Source organism: Acuticoccus kalidii, from assembly GCF_021556395.1.
GTDB lineage: Bacteria > Pseudomonadota > Alphaproteobacteria > Rhizobiales > Amorphaceae > Acuticoccus > Acuticoccus kalidii.
This window is the reverse complement of record NZ_JAKGCS010000009.1, coordinates 39,614-53,393: the sequence shown is the minus strand read 5'-3', so window position 1 is coordinate 53,393 and position 13,780 is coordinate 39,614. Positions and strand designations below refer to the sequence as shown.

At 67.3% G+C, this 13,780-nt stretch carries 14 protein-coding genes; 3 read left to right on the top strand and 11 right to left on the bottom strand.

Features of this window, described 5'->3' with window-relative positions:
* The first annotated feature begins 115 nt into the window (after positions 1-115).
* On the top strand, positions 116-679 hold the full coding sequence (locus L1787_RS05825) for a nitroreductase family protein (protein ID WP_235707735.1): 564 nt from the start codon (positions 116-118) through the stop codon (positions 677-679).
* 86 nt (positions 680-765) lie between these two features.
* Complete coding sequence (locus L1787_RS05820; protein WP_235707734.1) at positions 766-1,365, top strand: flavin reductase family protein; 600 nt, start codon at positions 766-768, stop codon at positions 1,363-1,365.
* A 42-nt stretch (positions 1,366-1,407) separates the two neighbouring features.
* Here L1787_RS05820 and L1787_RS05815 read toward each other — a convergent pair whose 3' ends face one another.
* The 7 genes from L1787_RS05815 to L1787_RS05785 all read right to left on the bottom strand — a co-directional run bounded on the left by L1787_RS05815 (position 1,408) and on the right by L1787_RS05785 (position 9,247).
* A complete protein-coding gene (locus L1787_RS05815; protein WP_235707733.1) occupies positions 1,408-2,127 on the bottom strand; it encodes a glycosyltransferase in 720 nt (239 codons plus the stop codon).
* 109 nt (positions 2,128-2,236) lie between these two features.
* Positions 2,237-3,124, bottom strand: coding sequence for a 2-oxo acid dehydrogenase subunit E2 (locus L1787_RS05810; RefSeq protein WP_235707732.1), 888 nt, complete (start codon positions 3,122-3,124; stop codon positions 2,237-2,239).
* 2 nt (positions 3,125-3,126) lie between these two features.
* Complete coding sequence (locus tag L1787_RS05805) at positions 3,127-4,557, bottom strand: NAD-dependent succinate-semialdehyde dehydrogenase (protein WP_235707731.1); 1,431 nt, start codon at positions 4,555-4,557, stop codon at positions 3,127-3,129.
* Positions 4,558-4,839: 282 nt separating this feature from the next.
* The gene (locus tag L1787_RS05800) at positions 4,840-5,949 is read right to left on the bottom strand and encodes a biotin/lipoyl-containing protein (protein WP_235707730.1); all 1,110 of its coding nucleotides are present in this window, start codon (positions 5,947-5,949) and stop codon (positions 4,840-4,842) included.
* Entirely contained in the window at positions 5,939-6,934 is a 996-nt protein-coding gene (locus L1787_RS05795; protein WP_235707729.1) for an alpha-ketoacid dehydrogenase subunit beta, read from the bottom strand. The genes L1787_RS05800 and L1787_RS05795 overlap by 11 nt, the downstream gene beginning before the upstream one ends.
* Positions 6,927-7,937, bottom strand: coding sequence for a thiamine pyrophosphate-dependent dehydrogenase E1 component subunit alpha (locus tag L1787_RS05790; RefSeq protein ID WP_235707728.1), 1,011 nt, complete (start codon positions 7,935-7,937; stop codon positions 6,927-6,929). Before L1787_RS05790 ends, L1787_RS05795 begins: the two co-directional genes overlap by 8 nt.
* Positions 7,938-7,948: 11 nt before the next feature.
* Entirely contained in the window at positions 7,949-9,247 is a 1,299-nt protein-coding gene (locus L1787_RS05785; RefSeq protein WP_235707727.1) for a M24 family metallopeptidase, read from the bottom strand.
* Positions 9,248-9,659: 412 nt separating this feature from the next.
* Here L1787_RS05785 and L1787_RS05780 point away from each other — a divergent pair, with 412 nt between their 5' ends.
* A complete protein-coding gene (locus tag L1787_RS05780) occupies positions 9,660-10,106 on the top strand; it encodes a DMT family transporter (protein ID WP_235707726.1) in 447 nt (148 codons plus the stop codon).
* A gap of 38 nt (positions 10,107-10,144) precedes the next feature.
* On the opposite strand, the gene L1787_RS05775 is transcribed toward L1787_RS05780, so the two are convergent.
* Genes L1787_RS05775 through L1787_RS05760 form a run of 4 tightly spaced genes read right to left on the bottom strand, consistent with a single transcriptional unit; the run spans position 10,145 to position 13,776 of the window.
* Complete coding sequence (locus L1787_RS05775) at positions 10,145-10,849, bottom strand: phosphoadenylyl-sulfate reductase (protein WP_235707725.1); 705 nt, start codon at positions 10,847-10,849, stop codon at positions 10,145-10,147.
* Between the two features lie 33 nt (positions 10,850-10,882).
* A complete protein-coding gene (locus L1787_RS05770; protein ID WP_235707724.1) occupies positions 10,883-11,665 on the bottom strand; it encodes a ferredoxin--NADP reductase in 783 nt (260 codons plus the stop codon).
* A gap of 52 nt (positions 11,666-11,717) precedes the next feature.
* Complete coding sequence (locus L1787_RS05765; protein WP_235707718.1) at positions 11,718-12,122, bottom strand: DUF934 domain-containing protein; 405 nt, start codon at positions 12,120-12,122, stop codon at positions 11,718-11,720.
* Entirely contained in the window at positions 12,109-13,776 is a 1,668-nt protein-coding gene (locus L1787_RS05760; protein WP_235707711.1) for a nitrite/sulfite reductase, read from the bottom strand. Before L1787_RS05760 ends, L1787_RS05765 begins: the two co-directional genes overlap by 14 nt.
* Positions 13,777-13,780 lie beyond the last annotated feature (4 nt).

Sequence of the window (13,780 nt, the reverse complement as noted above, 5' to 3'; positions counted from 1 at the left end):
CGGCCCGTGGCGCTCATACGCTTCGCGCCAACACACTGCCTAGGTTGACACTCTATTTCAACAATCGCAGCGGTTTGAGCTAGAAGCGCAAACTGTTGCAAGGAGACCCACCAGAATGGTGACGATGCGTGACTATTTGGCAACGCGCCGCTCGGTTCAAGCTGCCTTCCTCACCGAACCGGGGCCGGACACTGCCACACTTCATTCGATGCTGACCATAGCCGCCCGTGTGCCCGACCATGGAAAACTCGCCCCCTGGCGCTTCATCGTGTTCGACGGTGAGGCTCGCGCCGCCGCCGGAGAGGCGATCGCGAAAGTCGCCGAAGAGACCGGAAACGGGGCCGATCTCGCTGTCGAGCGGACCCGCTTCACGCGCGCCCCTTTGGTCGTCGCGGTGGTGAGTGCGGCAAAACCGCACCCGAAAATCGATGAGTGGGAACAAGTCCTGTCGGCGGGCGCGGTCTGCCTCAACCTGCTCCACGCCGCGGCCGCGCACGGGTTCGCCGCCCAATGGCTGACCGAATGGATCGCCTACGACAAGGCGGCCGCTGCCGCGCTCGGTGTCGGTGCGGACGAGCGGATCGCGGGATTTATCCACATTGGAATGCCCGAGATCAAACCCACGGACCGGGATCGCCCGGACCTCGACGCGATCGTCACGCACTTCCGCGCGGGCTGACGCCGCCATTTCACCGCCTTTCCGGCCCATCCAGCCCTTCGGCCGCACGGCCCGTTTCCTCACCCGACCCCAAATCGAGGCTCGTCATGCATTATGACCCGAGGCAAAACGATCACGGATTGCCGCGCGATCCGTTCAAGGCGCTCGTGGCGCCGCGGCCGATCGGCTGGATTTCCACGCTCGACACAGCCGGGCGTGCCAACCTCGCGCCCTACAGCTACTTCAACGCCGTGAGCGACCGGCCCTATCTCGTCATGTTCTCCTCCTTCGGCCGCAAGGATTCGTGGGCGAACGCGGAGGAGACCGGCGAGTTCGTGTGCAATCTAGCCACATACGCCTTGCGTGAGGCTATGAACGCGACGTCGGCGTCAGCGCCGCCGGAGGTCTCGGAATTCGACCTTGCGGGGCTCGAAATGGCGCCTTCCGTCGCTGTCCGGCCACCCCGCGTCGCGGCGAGCCCGGTCGCCCTCGAGTGCGTGACGACGAAGATCCTGCCGCTTCAGGATGCGGCGGGAGAGGCGGCGCGCTACACGATGATCCTCGGTGAGGTCGTCCACATCCACATCGACGATGCCATCATCCGCGATGGTTTCGTCGACCTCGCGCGCGCCGAGCCGATCGCCCGCTGCGGCTATATGGACTACGCCCACGTCGACGGGCTCTTTTCGATGGAGCGGCCGAAATGACCCGGAGCGCCGCGTCGTCCCTTCAGGCCCGGCGCGCCCCGCTCAACCGCTCGCCGCGCCCCTGAGGCGCCGCACGGCGGCCTTCGCGTCGGCGATGCGATGGCGCAGCCGGATCGGAAGCGCGCGCTGGTAGATCGACCGCGCCTTCTGATGGACGAGCCAGTGCGCGTCCGTCTCCTTGTAGGCCGGCGCATGGCCGCGGATCAGATAGGCGGTGCTGTCCACCTCGTCGACGAAGTCGTAGCCGGCGAAGAGCGGATCGTCGCCACCCACCTCGCGCCACAGGAAGGTCGCGATGCCGGGACCGGTCGCCGCCCACACATTGTTCGACGCGCGCGCCTCGACATTCGCGATCGCGGCCTCGAGAAGGTGCGCCATCAACGGGTCGCCCGCCGCGCGCACGAACATGAAGTCGTTCTCGATCTTGCTGCGGCCGGTGATGATGATGCCGCGCCGGACGGCGGCGAGCACCGGGGCGAGCGGCGCCGCCTTCCCGACATCGCAATCGACATAGACCCCGCCATGGCGGTGGAGGACGGCGTAACGGAAGAGGTCCGACCGCATCGCCGCCGGCGCGGCCATGCGGTAGGCGTCGCGCGCCCGGCGCCCATAGTGGCGGGCGAGAAAGCGCTCGGCCTCGACATCGCTCCACAGCCGGTAGGCGAGACCGTCCTCGCCGTCGGTCCACGTCGCGACCAGGGGGGCGACGTCGGGCGGCAGCGTGCGGCGATCCCAGAACTGGACGAGGGGGATGGGGCTCAACGCCGGCCTCGCGGCGCGCGCTGGGGAGGGTGCGCTCGAACGAAGCGGGCGGGAGAGGGCATCGGCATTCGGTTATCGGAGCAGAATTCGCGCGCCTTGGGTAGACGGATCAGAGAAGAAGGCGCGCCGGCTCGGCCAAGAGGCGGGCATAATGGGCCAGGAAGCGGGCGGCGTCCGCACCATTGATGACACGGTGATCATAGGAGAGGGCGAGCGGCACCATGAGCCGCGGCTCGAACGCCTCGCCCGTCCACACCGGCACCGTCTCGCTGCGGCAGAGGCCGAGGATCGCGACCTCGGGCGGGTTCACGATCGGGGTGAAGCCCGTCCCGCCGATCCCGCCGAGATTGGTGATCGACATCGACGCGCCGCCCATCTCCTGCGAGCGAAGTTTGCGATCGCGCGCGCGGGCGGCGAGAGCGCCGATCTCCGCGGCGATCGACAGAAGCCCTTTCCGATCCGCATTGCGCACCACCGGGACCATCAGCCCGTGCGGCGTGTCGACCGCGATGCCGACATGGCAATAATGCTTGATGACGAGCCGCGTGCCGTCCGGCGACAGCGAGGCGTTGAAACGGGGATAGAGGGCGAGGGTGCGCGCGAGCGCCTTCACGTGGAAGGCGAGGGCGGTAAGGCGCACGCCGGCCGCCTCGGCGAGCGGCTTCAGCCGGGTGCGGGCGGCTTCGATGCCGGCGATCTCGGCGCGGTCATGGTGGGTGACGGCCGGGATCAGCGCCTGCGCCGCGGCAAGGTTGGCAGCCGCCACCTGTTCGCGTCGCGGCACCGGCTCATCGCTGACGGGGCCGTATTGCGCATGGTCGACCTCCCAATAAAGGGAGGCCGCATCCGTTGCGGGAACGCCGCCGCCGGCCGCCTTCCGCTCGACATCGCGGCGCGTCACGGTGTCGGATTGGAGCTCCTCACCGAGGCGGGCGATATCGATGCCCAACTCACGGGCATAGCGGCGGACACTGGGGCTTGCGGCGACGTCCATCATTTTTACCAGTTCGTCGAGATATATTGGGCTTCCATGAACTCCAGCATCCCCTCTTTGCCGCCTTCGCGGCCGAGACCGGATTGCTTCACCCCGCCGAACGGGGCGGCGGGATCGGAGACGAGGCCGCGATTGAGCCCGACCATGCCGAACTCCAACGCTTCGGAGACACGCAGGCCCCGCTTCAGGTCGCCGGTATAGAGATAGGCGACGAGGCCATAGATCGTGTCGTTCGAGCGGCGGATGATCTCCGCCTCGTCGTTGAAGGTCTGGATCGCGGCGACGGGGCCGAAGATCTCGTCCTTCAGGCACTCGGCATCATCGGGGACGGCGGTGAGCACGGTCGGCGGATAGAAGAAGCCCTTGACGTTGGGCCGCTGGCCGCCGAGGCGGACCTTCGCGCCCTTCGCCACCGCGTCGTCGACGAAATGGGCGACCTTGTCGCGCGTTTCGGCGTTGACCAGCGGGCCGACATCGATCCCGTCATCGAGACCATTGCCCATTTTGAGCGCGGCCATCCGGTCGGTGTATTTCGACACGAACGCCTCTTCCACCTTCTCGTGCACGTAGATGCGGTTCGCGGCGGTGCAGGCCTCACCGATATTGCGCATCTTGGCGAGCATCAGCCCGTCGGCCGCGGCGTCGAGATCGGCGTCCTCGAAGACGATGAAGGGCGCGTTGCCGCCGAGCTCCATCGCCGGCTTGATCACATTGTCCGCCGCGGCATGAAGGAGCTTGCGGCCGACTTCGGTCGACCCGGTGAAGGAGACGACGCGCACGCGCATATCCTCCAGCATCGCGCCGACGACGGCGCCCGAGGAGCGGCTCGGCAGCACGTTGACGACGCCCGGCGGCACGCCCGCCTCTTCGAGGATCGGCATAAGCGCGAGCATCGTGAGCGGCGTCTCTGAGGCCGGCTTGATCACGACCGGGCAACCCGCCGCAAGCGCCGGCGCGATCTTGCGCGTGCCCATCGCCGCCGGGAAGTTCCACGGCGTCACGAGAACGGCGATCCCCGCCGGCTTGTGGTGCACGACGATGCGCGCACCCGAGGCCGGCGCCATGCCGATCTGCCCCTCGGCGCGGACGGCCTCCTCGGCATACCAGCGGAAGAACTCCGCCGAATATTTCGCCTCGGCCATCGCATCGGCGCTCGCCTTGCCGTTTTCGAGCGTAATCAGCTTGGCGAACTCGTCGAGATTGGCGGTGAAGAGCTCGAACGCCTTGCGCAGGATCTCGGCCCGATCACGGGGCGTGCGCGCCCGCCATTCGGCGAAGGCACCGTCGGCGGCTTCGAGCGCGGCCTTCGCATCCTCGACCGTGCCGGAGGCGACGGTCGCGAGCACCTGCTCGTCGGCGGGGTTCAAGACCTCGAACGTGCCGCCATCGGAGGCGTCGCGCCATTGACCGCCGATATAGAGTTGGGTGTGTTTCATGAGGTGCTCCGTCCATTCTTCATGCTGGGGCCGTCGCGTCGGCGTTTGCCATGGCGACACCCAGCTCGGCGTCTGTCGCGTCGGTCCGGTCGCTCACCGGGCGGTGGCCGGAGTGGATCTCCGGCGCGCCATGCCGACGCCAAGACCTTTATCACGACGCAAGAGGAGTTAGTTCAAGGGCGCGCCGAAAGTACCCTTCACCTCGAAAATGTCCCCCTCGTCGGGGCCGCCGGTGGTGCGGCACGGCGCGCGTCGGCGACGCCCCGCGCCTCGGGTGGCCCCTCACAAAAGCTGGCGGATCGGGTCCTCGATCCGCCGGGCGAGTTCGTCGAGGAGGTGCGCCGCTTCGCTGAGGGGCAGCGTCCTCTCGTCGAAGGCGAGGAGGAGCCGGAAGGCCGTGCCGTCGCCGAGGAGGGTGAGGCTCGTCCCCGAGGCAGCCGGCCGATAGGAGGCGAGGCGGCTTTCGGTGAGATCGAAGAGGCTGATGTCTGGCGCGCCGTCGCCGGCCGCCGCGTCGTCTCCTCCGAGACGAGAGAGGGGGACGCGGTCCGGGTCGGTGAGGCGCAAAGGCGGCGCGCCGAGTGTCTGCACCGCGATGCGGAGGGAATCCGCGCCGCGCGATCCGCGCCATGCACCGGCGAGGAAGGCGGCGAGCGCGGCGGCGCGGGTCGGGGCCGGATCGGCCTCGGCGAGGAGGGCGTCGAAGGCGCTGCGCTCGGCGAGGGCTTCGAGCGCGCTCGATGCGGCAATCGGGGTGGCGACAGGCGCGGCGATCGACGCCTCGCCCGGATCGGGTGCGTCGGCGACGGCGCGGTAGAGGATCGGCTCGCGCGCGCCGGATCCGACGAGCGCGGCGAGATCGATGCCGCGCGCCTCCGCGAGCCGCCGGGCCTTCGGCGTTGCGAGAATGCGGCCGGTCGGGCCGGCGCCCTTGTCGGCCGCAGGGGCGGCGATGTCCGCCGTGCCGTTCCCCGACGGCGATGCGCCGGTGGGGCGCGGCGCTTCGGCGGTGGCGCCCTCCGTGCGGGCCACCGCAATTGCGTCGACCGCGGCGGGGGCGGGCGACGCGCTCGTCGCGCCTGCCTCGACGGGCGCGTCTCCATCATTGGCGGATGCGGCAGCCACCTCGCCGGCGACACGCTCGGCCTCGGCGGCGTCCGCGGCGATCACGGCGATCACGTTGCCGACCGGCACTTCCTCGCCGGCCGCGGCGCGGATCGTGGCGAGGACCCCGTCGCGGCCGGCCGGCACCTCCATCGTCGCCTTGTCGGTCTCGACCTCCATCAGAACATCGTCGGCGGCGACGGGGTCACCCGGCCCCTTGTGCCAGGCGACGATGAGGCCCGCGTCCTGCGCCATGCCGAGCTGCGGCATCAACACGTCATGCGCCATGGACGGGCTCCCCGCGAAGGCTCGCCATCGCCCGTTCCACGAGCCGCTCCGGTGTCGGCACCGTGAGGTCTTCGAGGGCGGGGGAGAAGGGGATCGGCACATCCATCGCGCCCATCCGCCCCACCGGCGCGTCGAGATGATAGAACGCCTTTTCCGCAATCCGGGCGGCGATCTCGGCGGTGACGCCGAAGCTTTGGTGCCCCTCGTCGATCACGATCACGCGGCCGGTCTTGCGCACGGACGCGAGGATCGTCTCCTCGTCGAGCGGCACGATGGTGCGCGGGTCGATGATCTCGGCCGACACGCCGTCCTCGGCGAGGCGCGCGGCGGCTGCCTCCGCGACCTGGCGCATCGAGGACGTCGCGACGAAGCTGATATCGCGTCCCTCGCGCAGGATCTCCGCCTTGCCGAGGGGCAGGAGATACTCCTCCTCCGGCACCGGCGCCTTGTCCTGATACATCAGCTTGTCTTCGAAGATGACGACGGGATCGGCGTCCCGGATCGCGCTCTTCAACAGCCCCTTCGCCTCGTAGGCGGAGGAGGGCATCGCGACCTTGAGGCCCGGAATGTGTGCGACGAGCGCATGAAGGGACTGGCTGTGTTGTGCCGCGGAGCGCCGCGTCGCGCCCATGTTGGTGCGCAGCACCATCGGGACGGAGAGCTTGCCGCCGGACATATAATGCGTCTTGGCGGCCTGATTGCAGAGCTGGTCCATCACGAGGAACAGGAAGTCGCCGAACATCAGGTCGACGATCGGGCGCATTCCGGTCATCGCGGCGCCGACCGCGATGCCGGTGAAGCCCGGCTCGGAAATCGGCGTGTCGAGGATCCGCTCCGGTCCGAACTCCTCCACGAGGCCGGACAGAACCTTGAACGGCGTTCCTGCCTCCGCAACGTCCTCGCCCATCAGGATGATCGACGGATCGCGCCGCATCTCCTCAGCGATCGCCTCGTTGACGGCCTTCGACAGGGTGAGCTCACGCATGGGCGGACCCCGCATAGATGTGCATCGCCACCTCTTCGGCGCCCGGATAGGGCGCGGCGAGGGCGTACTCGACGGCCGCTTCCGCTTCGGCGCGGATCGCCTCGCCGATCCCGTCGAGCTCCTCCGCGGTGGCGATCTTCTCGGCGACGAGCCACTTGCCGAAATTGGTGATCGGATCGCGCCCGCTCTTCCATTCGGCCTCTTCGGCCTTCGAACGGTAATATTCGCGGTTGATGTCGCCGACATGGTGGCCGTGATAGCGATAGGTCTCGAGCACCACGAAGAACGGTCCTTCCCCCCGCCGGGCCCGCGCGACGAGGCTTTCGGCGAGCCGATTGACGGCGAGAACGTCCTGACCGTCGACGGTGTGGGTCTCGATGCCGAAGGCCGCGGCGCGGGCGGTCAGCGCGCCGGCCGCCATCTCCTCGACCTTGGTATATTCGCCATAAAGATTGTTCTCGCAGGCGTAGATCACCGGGAGCGACCAGAGCGCGGCCATGTTCATGACCTCGTAAAGGAGCCCCTGGCCGAGCGCGCCGTCGCCGAAAAAGCAGACCGCGACGTCCCCCGTGCCGAGCCGTTTTGCGGTGAGCCCGGCGCCGGTCGCGATCCCGGCCGAGCCGCCGACGATGGCGTTCGCGCCGAGATTGCCGTTCGCCTGGTCGGCGATGTGCATCGAGCCGCCTTTGCCGCGGCAATAGCCCTCCGCCTTGCCGAGGAGCTCGCAGAACATTTCCTTGAAGGCCGCGCCCTTGGCGACGCAATGGCCGTGGCCGCGGTGGGTGGAGGTGATCTTGTCGCGCGTTTCGAGCGCCTCGCAGATGCCGACGGCGACCGCCTCCTGGCCGGAATACATGTGCGTGAGGCCCGGCATCTTGCCGGAGAGATAAAGCGCGTTCGCGTTGTCCTCGAAGGCGCGGATCTTCGTCATCTGGCGGTAGAGGCGGAGATAGCGCTCCGCGTTCTTCGCGTTCGCGGCGCCCGGCGCGTCGGTGAGTGTCATGGCGCGCCTCCTCAGTAGCGGTTCGCGATGGGAAGTTCCTCGGCGGGGAAGAGGCTGATCACCTGGCAGCCTTTGTCGGTGACGACGACCTCCTCCTCGATCCGGGCGGCGGAATAGCCGTCGCTCGCCGGGCAATAGGTCTCGAGGGCGAAGACCATGCCCGTCTTGATTTCCATCGGATTTTCGAGGCTGCACACGCGGCTGATGATGGGCCGCTCGTGGAGGGCGAGGCCGAGCCCGTGGCCGAATTGGAGGCCGAAGGCCGACAACTCGTCGGGAAAGCCGAACTCCTCTGCGGTCGGCCAGGCGTTCGCGACCTCGTCCGTGCCGACGCCGGGGCGGATCAGCGCGATCGCCGCGTCGAGCCAATCGCGACATTTCACATAGGCGTCGTTCTGCACCGGCGTCGCGCGGCCGATATTGAACGTGCGATAATAACAGGTGCGATAACCCTGATAGGATTGCAGAATATCGAAGAAGGCTTGGTCACCGGGGCGGAAGTAACGGTCGGTGAAATTGTGCGGATGCGGATTGCAACGCTCGCCGGAGATGGCGTTGATCGCCTCCACATCGTCCGAGCCCATTTCATATAGCATCTTGTTCGACATCGCGACGATGTCACTCTCGCGAATGCCCGGCTTCAATTCTTCGTAGATCATGTGATAGACGCCGTCGACCATCGAGGCGGCTTGGTTCAAGAGGTGGATCTCGTCGACATTCTTGATCTCGCGGGCGTCCAGCATGACCTGCTGCCCGTCGACGACCGAGATTCCGGCATTTTGCAGCGCGAAGAACATCGCCGTTTCCGCGATGTCGACGCCGACCGGCATGTCGGCGACGCCGGCCTGACGCAGGAGATCGGCGACCTCCTCGGCATAGTGCTTCATGAGCCCGAACGAGGGCGGGATCGTGCCGCGCATCCCGACGACGCCGGCGCGGCAATGTTCGGGGTCGAGCCAATCGGCATAGAGGCGGTGGTGGACGGCGGCCGAGCCGAAATCCCAGACATAAGGTTCCGCATCGCCGGCAAGGAGCGCGAAGCGGCAGAGCTTGTCGCGCTCCCATTCGCCGATCTTCGTGCCCGTCACATAGCGGATATTGTTGACGTCGAAGAGGAGGAGGGCGCCGCACTCGGATTTCTTCAATGCATCCTTGGCGCGCGACAGGCGATAGGCGCGCAGCCGGTCGAAGTCGACGCGGCGCTCGAAATCGGTCGCGGTATGGCCGAGGGCGGGGATGTGACGGTCCCAGGCCCAATTCGGATCGGCGTCGCCGGGCTGCAGGATCCGCGGGTTGAGTGCTTTGTTCATCAGGCGTCCTCCGGTTTCGCGTCTCTCGTCTCGCCAGGTGGTGAGAATTGCGGACGATGTTCATCGGTCTGCAAAAGATTTCGCGAATTTTGATTGGAGAATTTTCCGCCGGAGGGTCGAAGTCAACGCGAGTGATATCCAGAATGGACATTCCGAATTGTCCATTCTGCGAGAGTTCTACGGTGGCGACGGGCGCGGGTTCGATCGGCCTGCGCATCGAGCCTTGCGCAAACCCTTGACGCGACCCGTCTGCCGGTCTGCCTGGTGTCCCCGGCGCGGTCCGGGATCCCGTGCCGTTTCGGCGCGTCCGGCCTTGCAGTCAGGGCAGGCGCCGCGCAAAGTGCGGGCGGTTGCGAGGCCGCCATTCCGCGCCCCGCCGTCCCGCCAAGTCTCTCTCCGAAGGATCGTTTTCATGGCATGGGCTTACATGCTCGCAGCCGCCATTCTCGGCGCGCTGATTTCCGTCCAGCCGGCGATGAATGCCGTTCTCGCGCGCGCCCTCCAAAGCCCCATCGGCGCATCGACCATTTCCGTCTTCGTCGCTTTTCTGAGCGCGGTGGTCCTGTTCCTGGTGATGGGCCGCTCGGCCGATTTCAGCCGGGCCGCGCTCACCTCCGTGCCGTGGTGGATCTATCTCGCGGGGACGGTGGGGGCGATCTTCGTCGCGGGCGGGGTCACCATCGCGCCGGTCATCGGGGCGTTGATGTTCTTCGTCTGCGTTGTCGCCGGTCAGCTCATCGGGGCGATGGTCGCCGACCATTTCGGCGCATTCGGCCTACAGCTTCGCCCGATCACGCTGATGCGCATCCTGGGCCTCGGGCTGGTGCTCGCCGGGGCGATCATGGTGCAGCGCGGCTGAGGGAAAGGCGCGGGCTCGCAAGCCCGCGCCGGTCGTCGTCAGTTCGAGAAGTGAATGCCGCACTCGGTCTTGGTAAAACCGTTCCAGCGCCCGTCACGGGCATCGCCGGATGCACCCGGACGACGCGTGCAGACCGCGCAGCCGATCGAGGGATAGCCCTCGGCGACCAGCGGATGACGGGGCAGATCGTGCGCCTCGATATAGGCGTCGATGTCGGCCTGATCCCAGGCGGCGAGCGGGTTCACCTTGATGCGCGCGCCGTCCGGCTCCACCACCGGCATCTCGCGACGTGCGAAGGTCTGGTGACGCCGCCGGCCGGTGATCCACGCGTCATAGTTCTGCAAGGCGGCCGACAGCGGCCGGACCTTGCGCAATGCGCAGCAGGCGTCGGGTTCGCTCTGGTGAAGATCGGCGGCCGGATCCTCGCGTGACAGCTCGATGAAGAGCGGTTCGACGTCGATCACATTGGTGAGGCCGAGCGCTTCCGTCACCTCCGTGCGGTAGCGCAGCGTTTCTTCAAAATGCATCCCGGTCTGAAGGAAGAGCACCGGATGATCCGGCGCCACCTTCGACAAAAGATGCAGGAGGACGACCGAATCCGCTCCGAACGAGGAGACGAGCGCGATCCGTTTTCCGAACAGATCGATCATCTCCCGCAGGACCTCTTCGGCCTCCAGCGTGCCATACCGGCCGTCGAGATCGGCGGCGGTGGCCCGGACCGTGCGGCCAGGAATATCGAGCATTGGGGTGTCCTTAGCGCGATAGGCGCAGTCGGCTCAGCCGACGAACGCCTTCTCGACCACGAAGCGGCCAGGGGCGGAGTTGGAGCCTTCGTCGAGGCCCGCCGCTTCGCACAAGACGCGGGTATCGGCGATCATGGCGGTCGAGCCGCAGATCATCACGCGGTCCACGTCGGGCGACCAGGCCGGGAGTTCCGTCGCCTCGAAGAGTTCGCCCGACCGGATGAGGTCGGTGACGCGGCCCTCCAGCGTGTTCGGGCCCGCCGTCTCGCGGGTGACCGTGGCGACATGGGTGAGGCGATTGCCGACCACCTCGGAGAGGATCTCGTCGCGGCGGATGCCGTCGACGACATCGATCCCGTATTGCAGCTCGGCCTGCGTGCGGCAGGTGTGGGTGAGAACCACGCGCTCATACTGCTCGTAGGTCTCCGGATCGCGCGCGACGGAGGCGAAGGGCGCGATCCCGGTGCCCGTGGAGACGAGCCACAGCGTGCGCCCCGGAAGGAGCGCGTCGAGCACCAGCGTGCCGGTGGGCTTGGGGCGCAGGAGGATCTCGTCGCCCGGCTTGATCTGCGCAAGGCGCGAGGTCAGCGGCCCGTTCGGCACCTTGATGGAGAAGAACTCCAGATCGTCCGCCCAGTTGGGGCTCGCGATCGAATAGGCGCGCAGCAGCGGCTTCCCGTCTTCCTTCGGCAGGCCCAGCATCGCGAACTCGCCGGAGCGGAAGCGGAAGGAGCGGGGGCGCGTGGTGCGGAAGGAGAAGAGATCGTCGGTATAGTGGCGGGTCTCGATGACCGTCTCGGAAGGAATCGTCGTCATGATAAGATGCGCGGGTTCAAAGCCCGCCCCTTATATGGAGAGAATGTGAAGCTCAGTGGTCGTGCCGGGCGCGCCAAATGCCGCGCTCCGGCCCGTGCGACCCGATGCCGGAGACGTAGAGCTCCCCGACCGAGTGTTTGATCGCTTCGCGCCAGGCGCGCTCGCCCTGCCGTTCGGCCGCGTCGTCCTCGACGAGGACGGCGTCGAAGCCGGACTGGAAGGCGTGCCGGGCCTGATCCGGGGCGAGCGGTCCGGCGGCGATGAGGCGGCCGGAAAAGCCCATCTTGCGTAGGCGATTGCCGGTCGAGAATCCGCGCCCGTCGGCATAGCCGCCGAAGCGCACGGTGATCACCTCATCGTTCGGAAGCGCCGTGGGCGGCGTTTCCCCGGGGATTTCGCGGCCGGTGTCGATGGCCTCGTGCCGGTCGAAATTGCCGTGATCGTCAAGCAGCCACATTGACGGGCTCCTCATATACTGCCGCTTTGAAGACGTCCTTGCCGAGGCGGGCATAGCTTTCGGCAAAGCTCTCGCCCTCGGCCCGGTGCGCGTCCCAGGTCTCGATGATGCGTTCCACGACGTCGGGGATCTCCTCGGCGGTGAAGCCGGGGCCGAGAATCTCGCCGACCGCCGCCCCCTCGTCGGCGCGGCCGCCGAGGGTGATCTGGTAGCTCTCGCTCTCGGCCTTGTTGAGGCCGAGAATGCCGATATTGGCCGCGTGGTGATGGCCGCAGGCGTTGATGCAGCCGGAAATGTTGAGCGTCGGGCCGGACGCGTCGCGTCCCTCTTGCCGGACGCGGATCTCACGCGAGCGCAGCCGCTCCGACAAAGCCTGCGCGATCGGGATCGAGCGTGCCGTCGCGAGGGCGCAATAATCGAGGCCGGGGCAGGCGATGATGTCGCTCGACAGGCCGATATTGCCGGTCGCGAGACCCGCCTCGACAAGCGCCTCGAACACGGCTTCGAGATCGGCCGCCCGCACCGACGGGAGCACGAGATTCTGCCGGTGCGTGACGCGGATCTCGCCACCCGAATAGCGCTCGGCGAGGTCGGCGATCATGCGCATCTCCTCGCCCGTCGCATCGCCCGGGATCGCACCGCGGGCCTTCAGCGAGACGGAGACGACCGCATAGCCCGGCACCTTGTGGGCGGTGACGTTCTGGTCGATCCACTCGCCGAACGCGCCGTCGCCGCTGATGGTGACGTCTTCGCCTTCCGGCAGCGGCAGCGTCGCGAAATGGGCGAGGATCCGCTCATATTCCGGCGCGGCTTCCGCGAACGGGGAGAGGTCGCGCCCTTCCATGTCGGCATAGACCTCGGCGCGATAGGCCTCGAGGCCCATCTCGGCGACGAGGATCTTGATGCGCGCCTTATATTTGTTGTCGCGCCGGCCGTGCAGATTGTAGACGCGCAGCATCGCATCGAGCGTCGGCAAAAGCCGCTCGAACGGCACGTCCGCCTCGAAGAGCTGGGCGACGCGCGGCGTGCGACCCTGACCGCCGCCGACCCAGATGTCGTAGCGCGGCAAGCCGTTCTCGCCCGGATAGGCGCGCAGGCCGATATCGTGAAACTTCATCGCCGCGCGGTCCGCGTTCGCGCCGATCACCGCGATCTTGAACTTGCGCGGCAGGAAGGCGAACTCGGGATGGGCCGAGGACCATTGGCGCAACAACTCGCACGTCGCCCGCGGATCGACCTCTTCGTCTCCGGCAACGCCCGCGAAGGCGTCGGTGGTGACGTTGCGGATGCAGTTGCCGGAGGTCTGGATCGCGTGCATCCCCGCCTCGGCGAGGAGGTCGAGCATGTCGGGGACGTGGCGCAGCTCGGTCCAGTTGAACTGGATGTTCTGCCGCGTCGTGAAGTGCCCATAGCCGCGATCATAATTCTCGGCGAGGTGCGCGAGGGTGCGCATCTGCTTGGAGGAGAGCACGCCATAGGGGATGGCGATGCGCAGCATATAGGCGTGGAGCTGGAGATAGAGGCCGTTCTTCAGGCGCAACGGCTTGAATTCGTCCTCGGTGAGCTGTCCGGTCAGACGGCGGCCGACCTGCTCGCGGAATTCCGCGGCGCGGGCGGCGACGAACGCCTGATCATATCCATCATATTGGTACATTTTA